This is a genomic window from Microcystis sp. 0824 (genome assembly GCF_003112475.1).
GTDB classification, from domain to species: domain Bacteria; phylum Cyanobacteriota; class Cyanobacteriia; order Cyanobacteriales; family Microcystaceae; genus Microcystis; species Microcystis aeruginosa_C.
Genome location: NZ_BDSM01000050.1, coordinates 110604 through 124432, shown reverse-complemented (window position 1 = coordinate 124432; position 13829 = coordinate 110604). Strand labels below are relative to the sequence as shown.

Annotated in this window: 8 protein-coding genes and 2 tRNA genes; 6 read left to right on the top strand and 4 right to left on the bottom strand. The window is 46.7% G+C overall.

Going from position 1 to position 13829, the window contains the following annotated elements:
- Positions 1–168: 168 nt before the first annotated feature.
- Positions 169–4200 carry a DNA-directed RNA polymerase subunit beta' gene (locus N0824_RS16815; RefSeq protein ID WP_108937656.1) on the top strand — a complete coding sequence of 1344 codons (4032 nt, stop codon included), beginning with the start codon at positions 169–171 and terminating at the stop codon, positions 4198–4200.
- A 219-nt stretch (positions 4201–4419) separates the two neighbouring features.
- Here the strand turns inward: N0824_RS16815 and N0824_RS16810 are convergent.
- From N0824_RS16810 to N0824_RS16800, 3 genes are all read right to left on the bottom strand, one after another.
- Positions 4420–4493 (bottom strand) — tRNA-Pro (locus N0824_RS16810).
- 40 nt (positions 4494–4533) lie between these two features.
- Positions 4534–5049 carry a GNAT family N-acetyltransferase gene (locus N0824_RS16805; protein WP_002736326.1) on the bottom strand — a complete coding sequence of 172 codons (516 nt, stop codon included), beginning with the start codon at positions 5047–5049 and terminating at the stop codon, positions 4534–4536.
- 105 nt (positions 5050–5154) lie between these two features.
- A tRNA-Ser gene (locus N0824_RS16800) sits at positions 5155–5239 on the bottom strand.
- A gap of 435 nt (positions 5240–5674) precedes the next feature.
- Between N0824_RS16800 and N0824_RS16795 the strand changes: the two genes are divergently transcribed.
- From N0824_RS16795 to N0824_RS16785, 3 genes are all read left to right on the top strand, one after another.
- Complete coding sequence (locus N0824_RS16795) at positions 5675–6436, top strand: peptidylprolyl isomerase (protein WP_108937579.1); 762 nt, start codon at positions 5675–5677, stop codon at positions 6434–6436.
- 75 nt (positions 6437–6511) lie between these two features.
- Positions 6512–9481 carry a peptidase domain-containing ABC transporter gene (locus tag N0824_RS16790; RefSeq protein ID WP_108937578.1) on the top strand — a complete coding sequence of 990 codons (2970 nt, stop codon included), beginning with the start codon at positions 6512–6514 and terminating at the stop codon, positions 9479–9481.
- A 147-nt stretch (positions 9482–9628) separates the two neighbouring features.
- Positions 9629–11398 (top strand): HlyD family efflux transporter periplasmic adaptor subunit, encoded by a 1770-nt coding sequence (locus N0824_RS16785; protein WP_108937577.1) that lies wholly within the window; start codon positions 9629–9631, stop codon positions 11396–11398.
- Here the strand turns inward: N0824_RS16785 and hisA are convergent.
- Positions 11395–12156: a 1-(5-phosphoribosyl)-5-[(5-phosphoribosylamino)methylideneamino]imidazole-4-carboxamide isomerase gene (gene hisA / locus N0824_RS16780; protein ID WP_108937576.1), complete on the bottom strand. Its 762-nt coding sequence runs from the start codon at positions 12154–12156 to the stop codon at positions 11395–11397. The genes N0824_RS16785 and hisA overlap by 4 nt on opposite strands.
- A 536-nt stretch (positions 12157–12692) precedes the next feature.
- Between hisA and N0824_RS16775 the strand changes: the two genes are divergently transcribed.
- Both N0824_RS16775 and N0824_RS16770 read left to right on the top strand, forming a co-directional pair.
- Positions 12693–12974, top strand: coding sequence for a helix-turn-helix transcriptional regulator (locus tag N0824_RS16775; RefSeq protein ID WP_108937575.1), 282 nt, complete (start codon positions 12693–12695; stop codon positions 12972–12974).
- Positions 12958–13509 (top strand): TolB family protein, encoded by a 552-nt coding sequence (locus N0824_RS16770; RefSeq protein ID WP_108937574.1) that lies wholly within the window; start codon positions 12958–12960, stop codon positions 13507–13509. The genes N0824_RS16775 and N0824_RS16770 overlap by 17 nt, the downstream gene beginning before the upstream one ends.
- Positions 13510–13829 lie beyond the last annotated feature (320 nt).

The following is a 13829-nucleotide window of genomic DNA, read 5'->3' as shown; positions in this document are numbered from 1 at the left end:
TCAGGAGACAGGAGAGAATTTTCAAGGAAAAAGCCAAAAAAAGGACAGTAAAGTAAAAATTTGCCTATTCCAGGTTCCCTATTCCCTGTTTCCTGTTCCCTTTTCTAACTGATAGCTGAATGCTGAATGCTGATAGCTAATAGCTGTTTACTTGTTACCCGGATCGAGATGTTTTATAACCAAACTGTTGACAAAGGAAAACTGAAAAAACTGATCGCTTGGGCCTATCAAAACTACGGTTCGGCGCGCTGTTCACAAATGGCCGATGAATTGAAAAACCTCGGTTTTCGTTTCGCTACCAAAGCAGGGGTTTCCATTAGTGTGGATGATTTAACCGTACCGCCGGCTAAACGACAGATGATCGAAAGTGCCGAACAGGAAATCCGGCAAACCGAACAGCGTTATGTGCGCGGGGAAATCACCGAAGTGGAACGCTTCCAAAAAGTAATTGACACTTGGAATAGTACATCTGAATCGCTTAAAGATGAAGTAATTCGCAACTTCCAAGTTACCGATCCCCTCAACTCCGTCTATATGATGGCTTTCTCCGGGGCGCGGGGTAATATGAGCCAAGTGCGTCAGTTAGTCGGAATGCGGGGATTAATGGCCAATCCCCAGGGGGAAATTATTGACCTCCCGATTAAGACTAACTTCCGGGAAGGATTGACCGTTACCGAATACGTTATTTCCTCCTACGGGGCCCGCAAAGGTTTAGTTGATACAGCCTTACGGACGGCAGATTCCGGTTATCTGACCCGTCGTCTCGTCGATGTGTCCCAAGATGTCATCGTCCGCGAGGCCGATTGTGGCACCAATCGTTACATCGAATTAACCGCCATGACCGATGGCGATCGCGTGTTAATCCCCTTAAGCGATCGCCTATTAGGTCGTTCCCTGGCCGAAGATGTGGTGGTCAACGGAGAAGTGATCGCCACCCGCAACCAAATTATCGATGACGAAACCGCCGAAAAATTGGGCAAACTCGTCGATAAAATCAAAGTCCGCAGCCCCTTAACCTGTGAAGCGGCCCGCTCGGTTTGTCAAACCTGTTACGGTTGGAGTCTGGCCCACGGTCATCCGGTGGATATGGGTGAAGCAGTGGGGATTATTGCCGCCCAATCGATCGGAGAACCGGGGACTCAGTTAACCATGCGTACCTTCCACACCGGGGGCGTATTTACCGGAGAAGTAGCCCGGCAAGTGCGGAGTCCCTTCGAGGGAACTGTGCGTTTTCTGCCGGGGTTAAGTATCCGTAACGTGCGAACTCGCCACGGGGATGAACGGGATCAGGTGGAGGCCCCAGGGGAAATTAAATTAACGCCCAAGGATAAAACTAAAGAAACTGTCACCTACTCTTTGACTCCGGGGTCGCTGCTATTCGTCACCGATGGGGCAACAGTAAGCGAGGAACAGTTACTAGCGGAAATTACCTCCGATAAAGTCCAAAAATCCACGGAAAAAGCCACAAAAGACGTAACCAGTGACTTAGCCGGCGAGGTGCTATTCTCCCAATTAGTCCCAGAGGAAAAAACCGATCGCCAAGGCAATACCACCCGCATCGCCCAACGGGGGGGATTACTATGGATTCTCTCCGGAGAAGTGTATAACTTGCCCCCGGGGGCTGAACCCGTGGTCAGTAACGGCGATAAAGTACAAGTGGGGGATGTTCTGGCGGAAACTAAGTTGGTATCCACTAACGGCGGTTTGGTGCGTTTAGCCCCCAATAGCCGGGAAATCGATATCGTCACCGCTTCCGTGTCTTTGGATCAGGCCGAAGTAAAAGTAGAAAGTAGTGCTGGTCGGGAACAATTTATTATTCATACCGGAGACGGTCAACGCTTCCTGCTGAAAACCACTCCGGGGACAAAAGTACAGAATCATGCCATTGTCGCCGAGTTAATCGATGATCGCTATCAAACCCACACCGGCGGCATGATTAAATACGTCGATATCGAAGTCTCCAAAGGCAGCCGTAAACAGGGGTATGAAATCACCAAAGGCGGCACGATCCTCTGGATTCCCGAAGAAACCCACGAAGTCAATAAAGATATCTCCCTCTTACAGGTGGAAGATGGCCAGTATGTGGAAGCGGGGGAAGAAGTGGTTAAAGACATCTTCTGTAACTCTAGCGGTGTGGTGGAAGTGATCCAGAAAAATGACATCCTCCGGGAGATTATTGTCAAACCGGGGCTGTTATTTATGGATCTCGAACCAGAATCCTCCGGAATTGCCCAAGAACAGTTAATTTACCCTGGGACACAGTTGACTCCCGAAGTGACGATCGAGGAGTTACGGCAAGCCGAATGGGTAGAAACTAACGAGGGTTTGGGGTTACTGTTGCGACCGGTACAGGAGTTCACCGTACAGGACCAATCCACTTCTCCCACCCAAGGTTCCGCTAACCAAGAAGGAGGACGACATATCGAACTGCGATCGGTGCAGCGCATCTTCTTTAAAGACGGGGAAAGAGTTAAATCCGTTGAGGGTTGTCAACTGATTAGCACCCAATTAGTCCTAGAAATTTCTAGCGAAGAACCAGAATCGGTCTCCCATCTGACGGCCGATATCGAGTTAGAACCGATCCCGCAGGGATCCGCGAAGCGGTGCGAGGACAGCGATTGTCAGCGTTTACAGTTAGTTATTCTGGAATCTCTGGTGCTGCGTCGGGATAGTGATAGTGATCCTTTAGGTGGCAATGTTCAGACTCGCGTTCTCGTCCAAGATGGCGATGAAATTCCACCTGGAGCAGTGGTGGCCAGAACCGAGATCCAGTGTAAGGAAGTTGGAGAAATTCGCGGGATTCGCAAGGGTAGCGAAGCGGTGCGCCGTCTTTTAATTGTGAGTGACCGTGACGAGTTTATTCTCCCGCTCGCCGTTGCTCCCACCGTCAAAGCTGGGGATCTGGTGATCGCCGAAACTGAGATCGGTGACGGAGTTTTAGCCCCCAATTCTGGTCAAGTGCTGGCCGTTGACGAAACCGTCACTGGCTACGAAATCCGTCTGCGTAGCGCCCGACCCTACCGAGTATCGGCGGGGGCCATTCTGCACATCGATGAGGGGGATTTGGTCCAACGGGGCGATAATTTGGTGCTGTTGGTGTTTGAGCGCTCGAAAACTGGGGATATCATTCAAGGTTTACCGAGAATCGAAGAACTGCTCGAAGCGCGTAAACCGAAAGAGGCTTGTGTTCTGTCACGCAAACCGGGAGTTTGTCAAGTGGAGTACCAAGATTCTGAGATTGTCGATATTAAGGTGGTCGAGGATGACGGCACGATCAGTGAATATCCGCTTTTAGGCAGTCAAAACCCTCTGGTGAGCGATAATCAGCGTATCGATGTGGGCCAGGCGTTAACCGATGGTCAGGCTAATCCCCACGAGATTTTAGAGGTGTTCTTTAATTATTATGTGGATAGCTTGGGCAGTTACGAGGCAGCCCTGAAGGCCTTGGAAAAAACCCAGATGTTCCTCGTCGATCAGGTACAGTCGGTCTATCAATCCCAGGGGATCGATATTGCCGATAAACACATCGAAGTGATCGTACGTCAGATGACCTCTAAGGTGCGGATCGATGACGGCGGCGATACCAGTATGTTACCCGGGGAATTGTTGGAACTGCGACAGGTGGAAACAGTAAACGAAGCCATGTCGATCACCGGTGGGGCGGCGGCTAAATATACGCCTGTACTACTGGGGATCACCAAAGCTTCCTTGAATACCGATAGCTTTATCAGTGCCGCCTCCTTCCAAGAAACCACCCGCGTCCTCACCGAAGCGGCGATCGAAGGCAAGTCCGACTGGTTACGCGGTCTCAAGGAAAACGTGATTATCGGTCGTCTGATTCCGGCGGGTACTGGCTTCAATTCCCACGAAAACACGGCGGGGATCAGCGATTACACCCCCCCAGAGGAGGAATATAACTACAACAATCGTAGCTATTACGCTGCCCCCGGCGCGATCGGCTTCCCCCCCCGTCCCGGTTTCGGCGATAGTAGTGACGATAGCGATATGATTCTTGACGATCAAACCGCTCGCGCCTACGCTGAGGGTGATGTGGTCGATTTAGAGGATGATGAGATGGCTTTCCTCTCCTCCCGCGGCAGCAGTCGCTTTAGTCGCCAACCCATTAGCGACAGCTGGTCAGCAGCTGATGAGGAAGGGGAGGAGGACGATTTCGAGGAGGATTACGAAGAAGAAGAATAATCGTCTGTCGAGATATGACAAGGAGCAGTGGGAGACACGGGGAGGCAAGGGCAATTTTTCTAGAGAAAGACCCTTGTTATTCCCCAAGAATCTCCTGCTTCTCTCCCCAAACTCCCTAATTTTCCAGCTAATTCACCTGAGTTTGGCCATAAAAGAAGGCAGCCTTTTTTGTCAACCGGAACGGAGACAAAGTTAGGATTTTAATAATTTTTTCTCCAGTCGGGATGACAGGATTTGAACCTGCGGCATCCTGCTCCCAAAGCAGGCGCGCTACCAAGCTGCGCTACATCCCGAAACAAACTCTTTTTTTAGTATAGCCTAAGAGCCGCATTCTTAATCGGGATACCAAAACATCCCTTTGATACCTTCGGGATCGAGAACAAAACCGAGACGACGATAGAAATCCACCACCTGTGGATCGGCGAAAAGAGTTATATTACTGATGTCCTCACCCCGCAACTTCCTGATCATAAATTTCATTAATGCTTTACCAAAGCCTTTACTTTGATAGTGAGGATGAACAACCACATCCCAGACCGTAGCATTAAAAGCGTGATCGGAAGTGGCACGAGCAAAACCCACCAAACGACGGCGATTACCTCGCACTTCCCACATCGATACCACTAAAAAACTACATTCGATCGCCTTTTTAACTTTGCGTAAAGGACGACGGGCCCAACCTACCGAGTCACAAAGTTCTTCTAACTCATACAGATCTAGCTCTCGATCGGTACTAAAAAACACTCGCGTCTGTCCGAGGTCGTTCTGAGCAACCTCTACCAAGTCTCCCGAATAGTCAGGTGATGCAGTGACTTCCGAGCTATTAAACAATCTTTTCCAAAAAACCATGCCGGGGGGCTACTGCCTCATGTTATCTTTTTAGCCTAGTATATTTTATTTTCCCCTGTCTACGAACAATCGTGCAACCTGAGTCTCAATTTGATTGGTTGAGTACGGAGAGGGTGGGATTTGAACCCACGAACCATTGCTGGTTACTCGATTTCAAGTCGAGCGCGATCGACCACTCTGCCACCTCTCCAAGGCAGCTAGACCTATATCCTATCATTAGATCTCTTGCATAAATCAAAAAACTTTCCGCAAATGTAGGGAAAAGGGTTGCATATTATAGGGTTAAGGGTTAAGGGTTAAAGGTTAAAATTTCCCCTCTCCCCCTTCCCCCACTTCTGCAAGAAGTCTATTTTAGTCAATTAGAGCCGTGATTAGGGGTTTCTGAGCAGGATTTTTGGGCAGGCCTATCGGCCAGACCAGGATCACTTCCCCTCACCATCCCCACCGAGAGGACCGACTTATTTGTTTAATTTCCGTAATTTTCGGCTTTCACGGTGGAAAACTCACATTAGAATAGGGGGCAATAGCTTGAAATCCCTCTTTTGACGTATAATCACCTCAATAAAATTTAGAAGCTTCTAGAGTTTATAGTTTTAAGCCTTTCTGTGAGGAAAATGTATTTATTATGAGTTCAATTGTTGAAATCGGCGACCAAAAAATTAGCGAGTCACAGGTCTTGTCTCTTTTGGCAAAATATGGTATGCTGCCGCAGTTAATCCGGGAAGTGATTATCGAGCAAGCGATCGCCAATATCAGCTGCAATCCCGAAGAAAGAAACGCCGCCTATTCCCGTTTCTATCAAAATAATCAAATTGCCAACGATGAACAAATGAAATCTTGGTTACAACAAAACGGGATGGATTCCGAACAACTAGAATATCTAATTCTTCGGGACATTAAATTGGAAAAATTTAAACAGGAGACTTGGGATAACAAAGTAGAATCCTACTTCTTGCAAGTCAAAAATCAATTGGATAAGGTGGTTTATTCGCTGATTCGGACAAAAAATCTCGGCATTGCCCAAGAACTATTTTTCCGGATACAGGATCGAGAAAATAGCTTCGCTGAACTAGCCAAAAAATACTCCCAAGGCTCAGAAGCGGAAAGCGGAGGACTAATCGGACCGGTGGAACTGAGTGCCCCCCATCCCCAGATCGGGCAAATTCTCAAAGCAAGTAAACCGGGGCAACTGTGGCCACCGACGCAAGTGGGAGAATGGGTCGTGATTGTCCGGCTAGAAAAATATTTATCCTGTGAACTGGATCCTCCCACCCGTCAACGCTTACGCAATGATTTATTCCAACAATGGTTAACGGCTCAAATGCAAACAGTCAAATTTATCTCCGAATCAACCCCAGTCAATGGCGAGCAGCTATCACTTATATAGCATCCCTTGCAACACTGGGTAAACCCAGTCTTTTCGCCTAATTATTTGCCAACTTAGTCAATTTTCGCCTAGCTAATGAGTTATACCACTTTAGATTTTACCGCTTTTCTGGAGACTGTACAGCCCTTCGATCGACTGCCCGTCCAGGTTAGACGTTCCCTCGGTCAGAAATTACAACCCCTTCGCTATGATATGGGCAATGCCATACTCAAGTGCGACCGCTTACCCTCCCACCTCGTCCTTCTCTACGAGGGAGAGGGCAGACTTTTGGGTTACGATGCTAGGGTAAACAATCCGCTGCCAGTCACTTTAGCTAAATTACAGCCCGGGGATTTATTCGGGTGGATCAGTCTCCTGCGCGCTACCCCCTGTGAAACGGTCATCGCTTCTTCGGAAGTCACTATCTGTTTAACCTTAAAACAAGAGGATTTTTGGTCTTTAATCAATAATTACCCGGAATTTAAGGAATATTTCTTTAAACAAACCTCGATCGCTGAAGTTTATGATCTTCTAGGCTCCTATCTTAATCAACAGGCCTGGGGTGGGGGGGACCTGAAAGAAATTGCTCAAGCTCTTTTAAACAAAGCTTCTGTGTCCTACAACCAGATTAACGATGATTATCTCTGGTTAGTCAGCGAAAATACCGATAATTATCCTATAGGCACAGTTATCACCCAGAATAATCCGACTAACACCCGATTATTAGGCCTTTCCTCGGATCGGTTAGACAAGTTCCTGACAGTTGAAACCGAAGCGGCCGCAGCAACAGAAAGGGATGATATCCTAGAAACCCAAGTCATCAAGGGAAATAAACCTACCCAGGTATTAGATATCCCCCAAGGAAGAATAAGCGACATCACCAGCGATATCGACCTTGAAAAAACTGTCAAGAAAAACGGCAAATCCTATCCTTTTTTCAGGGGAAAAACGGAACTAGAGGCGGTGAGTGCCTGTTTTCAGATGCTCTGCAAATATTTTAATATCCCCTTTCGCAAGGACGTGATCCAACGCATCCTAGGGGATCAACTGCAAAGAACTGGCAGCCTTTCCCTGCCCCTGTGTGGGGCTGTGGCTGAGGTAGTGGGACTCCATAGCCAATTAGTACCCCTAAATGCTTCTTCATTGCCCAATATCAACCCTCCTGCCCTAATTCGCTGGCAAGATAGCATCGTTATCCTCTACGAAATTAATCAACGGGAAACCACGATCGCCGTTCCCGAACGGGGGATAATTAAACGCAAAACTAGCGAATTTCTGGAATCTTGGGGCGAAAAAGGGGAAGTAATTCTGCTTAAACCCACCAAACACACCCAGCAACAGCGTTTTGGCCTATCATGGTTTTGGCCTTCTGTCAAGAAACATAAACGAGTCTTAATAGAAGTTTTTATTGCTTCTTTCTTCGTGCAGTTATTTGCCCTAGCCAATCCCTTGATGATTCAGGTGATCATCGATAAAGTGATCGTGCAGAATAGCCCGGAAACCCTGAATACCCTCGGGGTTTTCCTCTTAGTAATTGCCGTTTTTGAGGGAATTTTAACCTTTTTGAGAACATCCCTGTTTGTCGATACCACTAACCGCATCGACATGACCCTTGGTTCAGAAATTATCGATCACCTGCTGCGCTTACCCCTGAAATACTTTGAACGGCGGCCCGTGGGGGAAATTTCGACAAGAATCAACGAATTAGAGAATATTCGGCAATTTTTAACGGGTACAGCCCTAACAGTGGTGTTAGATGCCATTTTCTCGGTTATCTACATCGTGGTTATGTTGATCTATAGCCCGATCCTAACCGTTTGGGCCCTGGGAGTCGTGCCGATTTTAGTTATCTCCACAGCTATTTTCGCACCGATCGTGCGGCGACAACTGCGAGCAAAAGCGGAACGAAACGCCGAAACCCAATCCTATCTAGTGGAGGTGATGACGGGAATCCAAACCGTGAAAGCACAGAATATCGAATTGCGTTCCCGTTGGCAGTGGCAAGAACGTTATGCACGCTATGTGGCCGAAGGTTTTCAAACGGTCATGACCTCAACTTTGGCCGGTTCCTTTAGTCACTTCTTTAACCAATTATCGGGTTTATTAGTGCTGTGGGTGGGGGCGGCCTTAGTTTTAGACGGAAAACTCACTCTCGGTCAATTAATCGCCTTCCGGATTATCTCTTCCTACGTTACCTCGCCGATTCTGCGTTTGACCCAACTCTGGCAAAACTTCCAAGAAACTGGCTTATCGTTGGAAAGATTGGCCGATATCGTCGATACTCCCCAAGAAGCAGAACTCGATCGCCAAAATATCCCCATGCCCTTAATTAAAGGCACTGTCACCTACGAAAACCTCGCTTTCCGCTTCAATCCCCACGGCGCCCTGCAACTATACAACGTCAACTTAGAATTCCCCGCTGGTACTTTTGTCGCTTTGGTGGGAGAAAGTGGTGCCGGGAAAAGTACCATCACTAAACTATTAGCTCGTCTCTACGAACCAGAATCGGGACGGATTCTCATCGATGGCTATGATATCAACAAAGTGGAACTCTATTCCCTGCGTCGTCAAATCGGCATGGTTCCCCAAGAAACGCTATTATTTGACGGTACGGTACAGGAAAATATCGCCCTGACTAACCCCGATGCGACTGTGGAGGAAATTGTCTCGGCAGCAAAAGCAGCGGCAGCCCACGAATTTATTATGACCCTGCCTAATGGCTATAATACCCGCGTCGGTGAACGGGGGGCATCCCTATCGGGGGGACAACGACAACGGGTTGCGATCGCTCGTTCCGTCCTGCAAAGACCGCAAATTCTCATTCTTGATGAGGCCACCAGCGCCCTCGACTATAACACCGAACGGCAAGTGTGTCTGAATCTCAAGGAAGCTTTCAAGGATCATACGGTCTTCTTTATCACCCATCGTTTAGCTTCGATCAAATCCGCCGATATTATTGTCATGATGGATAAAGGGACGGTAGCAGAGGAAGGCACCCACGAGGAATTAATGGCCAGAAAAGGCCTTTACTATACTCTCTATAAACAACAGGATTCGCAAATCTAGTCAGTCAGTTATCAGTTATCAGTTATCAGTAATCAGTAAACGGTTATCAGTAAACGGTTATCGGTTCACTGATTACTGTTTACTGTTCACTGGACGGCTACGCCGTGCCTTTGGCAACACTGAAAAAATAAATATAGGAGAATCTTCATGGATGGTAATTCTAACAACGGCCACAACGGCAACGGTAACGGTAAAAGCGATGAACTGACCCAAGCGGGTAAAAATGTGGCTACTACCACGAAAAATAAAAGTATTACCCCTTCTTTACCCACTTTCAGCCCACCGGAACAATCGGTGATTCTGAAACAATCGCCCATTTGGTCGCGGACGATTATCTGGACATTAATGAGTGTCACCACTGCCGCTTTGATTTGGTCAGCGGTCGCCAAAATCGAGCAGGTGGTGGGCGCCCAAGGACAACTTAAACCCCAGGGCAAAGTGCAAGAAGTACAAGCACCGGTGAACGGGGTAGTACAGTTCGTAAAAGTTAAAGACGGCGATCGAGTTAACAAAGGTGATGTACTGGTTTTAATGGATTCCAGTGCCTCGAAAGTGCAGTTAGAATCCTTGAGAACAATTCGGGCCACTGCCGAGAAGGAAAATCAATTCTATCGTCTCTTAATGGCGCAGGATCTGACACCGGCACAAGTGGAAAGTTCGATCACTCAATTAAAATTACCGAGTGAAATCGCCGATTTAGCGCGTAATCGTGCCGCTTTGGTGGCAGAAAATCAACTTTATCAAGCACAGGTCAATGAAGGTGCCTCTAGCTCTGCTTTACAAGGGGATGAATTAGCCCGTTTAGAGGCTTCCCGACGGGAGGCCAATTCTCGACAAGCGGCCGCTAGATTGGAAATGGAACAATTAGAAAAACAATTGGCCCAAACTAGGGTACAGTTGGCCGATGCCCGCTCGCAATTAATCAATGATCGCTTCGTCTTAGAAGAAATTAAGACTCGTAATGCCAATGCGATGAAACAGGGCCAAGAAAGCTTGGATATCGAGCGCAATATTCTTAACGATATTGAACCCTTAGCAGAAGAAGGAGCAGTGGCTCGTTATCAGATCAACAAGCAAAAACAATCGGTTACTGACCGTCAAAATGAACTGCTGCAGCAAGAGGCTAATGGCAAAATCGATCAAGAAAAACAAGAGAAAGAAGTACAAACCGGCATCGCCGAAATTTCCCGTTTGGAACAGGAAGAAAAGCGTTATTCCCTGTTGATCTCCCAAGCGGGAGAAAAGCTGATTAATACCACAGTAATCACGGAAAAAGATGTGCGCGATAAAATGGCGGACAATCACAAACGGATCGCTGAAATCGATAGTCAGATCAGTCGCATTATCATTGATAACAACAAGCGCATTGCCGAACTAGACAGTCAAATTAGTCAAGCACAACAGACCATTAAATATCAAAAAATTACCGCCCCCATCGATGGTGTGGTCTTTGATCTCAAGGCACGGCCCGGGTTTGTTCCCCAACCGAGTCAAGCGGAAGCATTATTAAAACTTGTTCCCGATGGCTGTCCCACCGAGGTGAAAGATGCCGCTAAAGGTTGTTTAGTGGCAGAGGTGGACGTGACTAACCAAGACATCGGTTTTGTGCGCGTGGGACAAAAGGCCGATATTCGCATTGATTCCTTTTCCTACAGTGAATACGGCGATATTAAGGGAGAAGTAATCTCGATCGGTTCCGATGCTTTACCTCCCGACGAAAATCACCGTTTTTATCGGTTCCCCGTCCGGGTACGCTTGAACAGTCAAGATTTAGTTTTGAAAGATCAATCCACTCTACCGCTGCAATCGGGGATGTCCGTGAGCGTCAACATCAAAGTCAATGAAAATCGCACCGTTTTGGGACTATTTACCGATATGTTCAATAAACAGGTGGATACTCTCAAACAAGTCCGTTAAACGAAAAAATTCGGGGGTACATCCTGCCAACGGCCCGAACCGATGGCGTTAATCGCTTCCGAGAGGTTAACCGCACCGGTATAAAGAGCGCGGCCCACGATTACTCCCGTTACTCCCAAAGGTTCCAAAGACAATAAACTCAGTAGGTCTGTCAGGGAACTAATGCCCCCAGAGGCGATCACGGGAATTTCGACAGATTCGGCTAATTCTCGCAAAGCGGCGAGATTTGGACCAGAAAGGGTGCCATCTCGATGAATATCAGTGTAGATAATCGTGCTGGCTCCTCTTTTTGCCATATCTTGCCCAAGAGCGATCGCCTCTACCTCGGAAGTTTCTAGCCAACCCCTGGTGGCTACTTTGCCATCGCGAGCATCAATACCGACAATTATTTGTCCCGGAAAGCTTTGACAAAGTTCGCTGACTAATTCTGGCTTTTCTACGGCGACTGTCCCTAAAATCGCCTTTTCTACCCCGATTTTTAGGAGATTACTCACCGTTTCTACATCTCGCAGTCCACCCCCCACCTGTACGGGAATGGCAATATCATTAAGAATTGTTTCAATAGTTGACAAATTAACCGATTTACCCTCTTTGGCTCCATCCAAATCAACTAAATGTAATCTGGTTGCCCCCTGATTGACCCATTCTCGCGCCACTATTCCGGGATTATCGTTAAAAACCTGCGATTGTTGGTAATCTCCCTGATAAAGTCGCACACATTTGCCATCGAGAATATCAATAGCGGGGATAACTTCCATGTTTTTCTCAATATCTAACTAAGGAGCGTTTTTTATTATATAGTACCAGCCGTCAGCCTTGAATCAGTTATCAGTTATCAGTTATCAGTTATCAATTTTCAGTCTGAGAGGGGAACAATCCCTCTCAACGCATTGTCCACAAAAGTTTTGAGGCTCCTCAATTACAAATAGATAGGGTTTGCTGAATAAATCTAAAAACCTTGTTGGATAAGACTTTTAGACTTTTTGTCAATCAAAAAGTGCCAGCCATTGCGGGGATCGGGGGCAAAATTCAGGTACTTTTTCCCTGAAAATTAGGTAATTGACCACCTGAAAATGGGTAAAACCCCACACCCCACACCCCACACCCCACACCCTGTCCCCGGGAAGAGCTTTTTGCCGCAAACCCTATGTATTAAGTGTGCATCATCAAATGGCAGTAACAGTGCTGTCTTTTCACTGATTACTGATTACTGATCACTGATTACTGATTATCGATTCCTAGGGCGAAAAATTCTTCTAGAATAATAAGTACATATACGAGAGGAATTATACTCATGTCTGCTGGGAAGTTTCAAACAGCCGCTTCATTATCTGATCGAGAGCTAGAAATACTCGATTTAGTGGCTAATGGTTTAACTAATCAAGAAATCTCGGAAAAGCTAGAGATTAGTAAGCGTACCGTTGATAATCATATTAGTAATATCCTGACGAAAACAAAAACCGATAATCGGGTGGAATTGGTGCGTTGGGCATTGCATTGGGGTAAAGTTTGTCTTGATGATATTAATTGTTGTATCCTTCCTTCCCCGGCGCCGACCGATGATCAGGTTTCCTAAACTTCTTCGACTTTTGCTTGCGGTTAATATCATCAGTCTGGGGGGATGTAGTGATGCGGGTTTTGTCACCCCTCCCCAACAGCTTTTAGGAAATACTTTAAATACCCCTTCCTCTGAAGATAATCCCCGTTTTAACTACGATGGTCGTTATCTGGTCTTTGCCTCTGATCGCAGGGGTCAACGAACGATTTATTTATTCGATCGAGTGGCTAATCGTTTAGTTCCCCTACCTGGGTTAAATCAAGCAAAAACCTATCAAGATCAACCGGATATTAGTGCCGATGGTCGCTATATTGTTTATGTGTCGGAACAGTCAGGTAAACCCGATATATATATTTATGATCGACAAACTCTGCAAGCAAAAAATATCACCGAAAATATTTTAGGAGAAGTGCGTCGTCCGACGATTAGTGGGAACGGTCGTTTTATTGCTTTTGAAAGTAATCGTTTCGGTCAATGGAATCTGGAAATATTCGATCGAGGTGGCGAAATTTCTCCTTCTTTACCCTCGATCAATTCTTACCCGTCCCCGTAATCAGTTATCAGTTATCAGTTATCAGTTATCAGTTATTAGTCAGATAAAAGTTATATGGCTAACTAATGCAATAAAAGACAACTAAAAATGGACAACTGATAGCTGATTACTGATTGCCTCCTTTTCCCTTTCCAAGGTTCTTCGTTACTTGGTATGGTTCGATAGGGTGACATAAATCGACTAAACCCTTATCTGGCAAGAGATTTAATTGATTAGTTCGATCTAGATCGAAAACAATTGACAAAAATCGCCAAATGTCTTTCTCTATAAGAGTTTCATTCCTCATAATCCTGTACGTTGCATAAGACAAACCGAAGAAC

Excerpts from the sequence above, each read along its gene's own strand:
- N0824_RS16815 (WP_108937656.1), top strand. The coding sequence starts at position 169 with ATGTTTTATAACCAAACTGTTGACAAAGGAAAACTGAAAAAACTGATC.
- N0824_RS16805 (WP_002736326.1), bottom strand. The coding sequence starts at position 5,049 with ATGGTTTTTTGGAAAAGATTGTTTAATAGCTCGGAAGTCACTGCATCA.
- N0824_RS16795 (WP_108937579.1), top strand. The coding sequence starts at position 5,675 with ATGAGTTCAATTGTTGAAATCGGCGACCAAAAAATTAGCGAGTCACAG.
- N0824_RS16775 (WP_108937575.1), top strand. The coding sequence starts at position 12,693 with ATGTCTGCTGGGAAGTTTCAAACAGCCGCTTCATTATCTGATCGAGAG.
- N0824_RS16785 (WP_108937577.1), top strand. The coding sequence starts at position 9,629 with ATGGATGGTAATTCTAACAACGGCCACAACGGCAACGGTAACGGTAAA.
- hisA (WP_108937576.1), bottom strand. The coding sequence starts at position 12,156 with ATGGAAGTTATCCCCGCTATTGATATTCTCGATGGCAAATGTGTGCGA.
- N0824_RS16770 (WP_108937574.1), top strand. The coding sequence starts at position 12,958 with ATGATCAGGTTTCCTAAACTTCTTCGACTTTTGCTTGCGGTTAATATC.
- N0824_RS16790 (WP_108937578.1), top strand. The coding sequence starts at position 6,512 with ATGAGTTATACCACTTTAGATTTTACCGCTTTTCTGGAGACTGTACAG.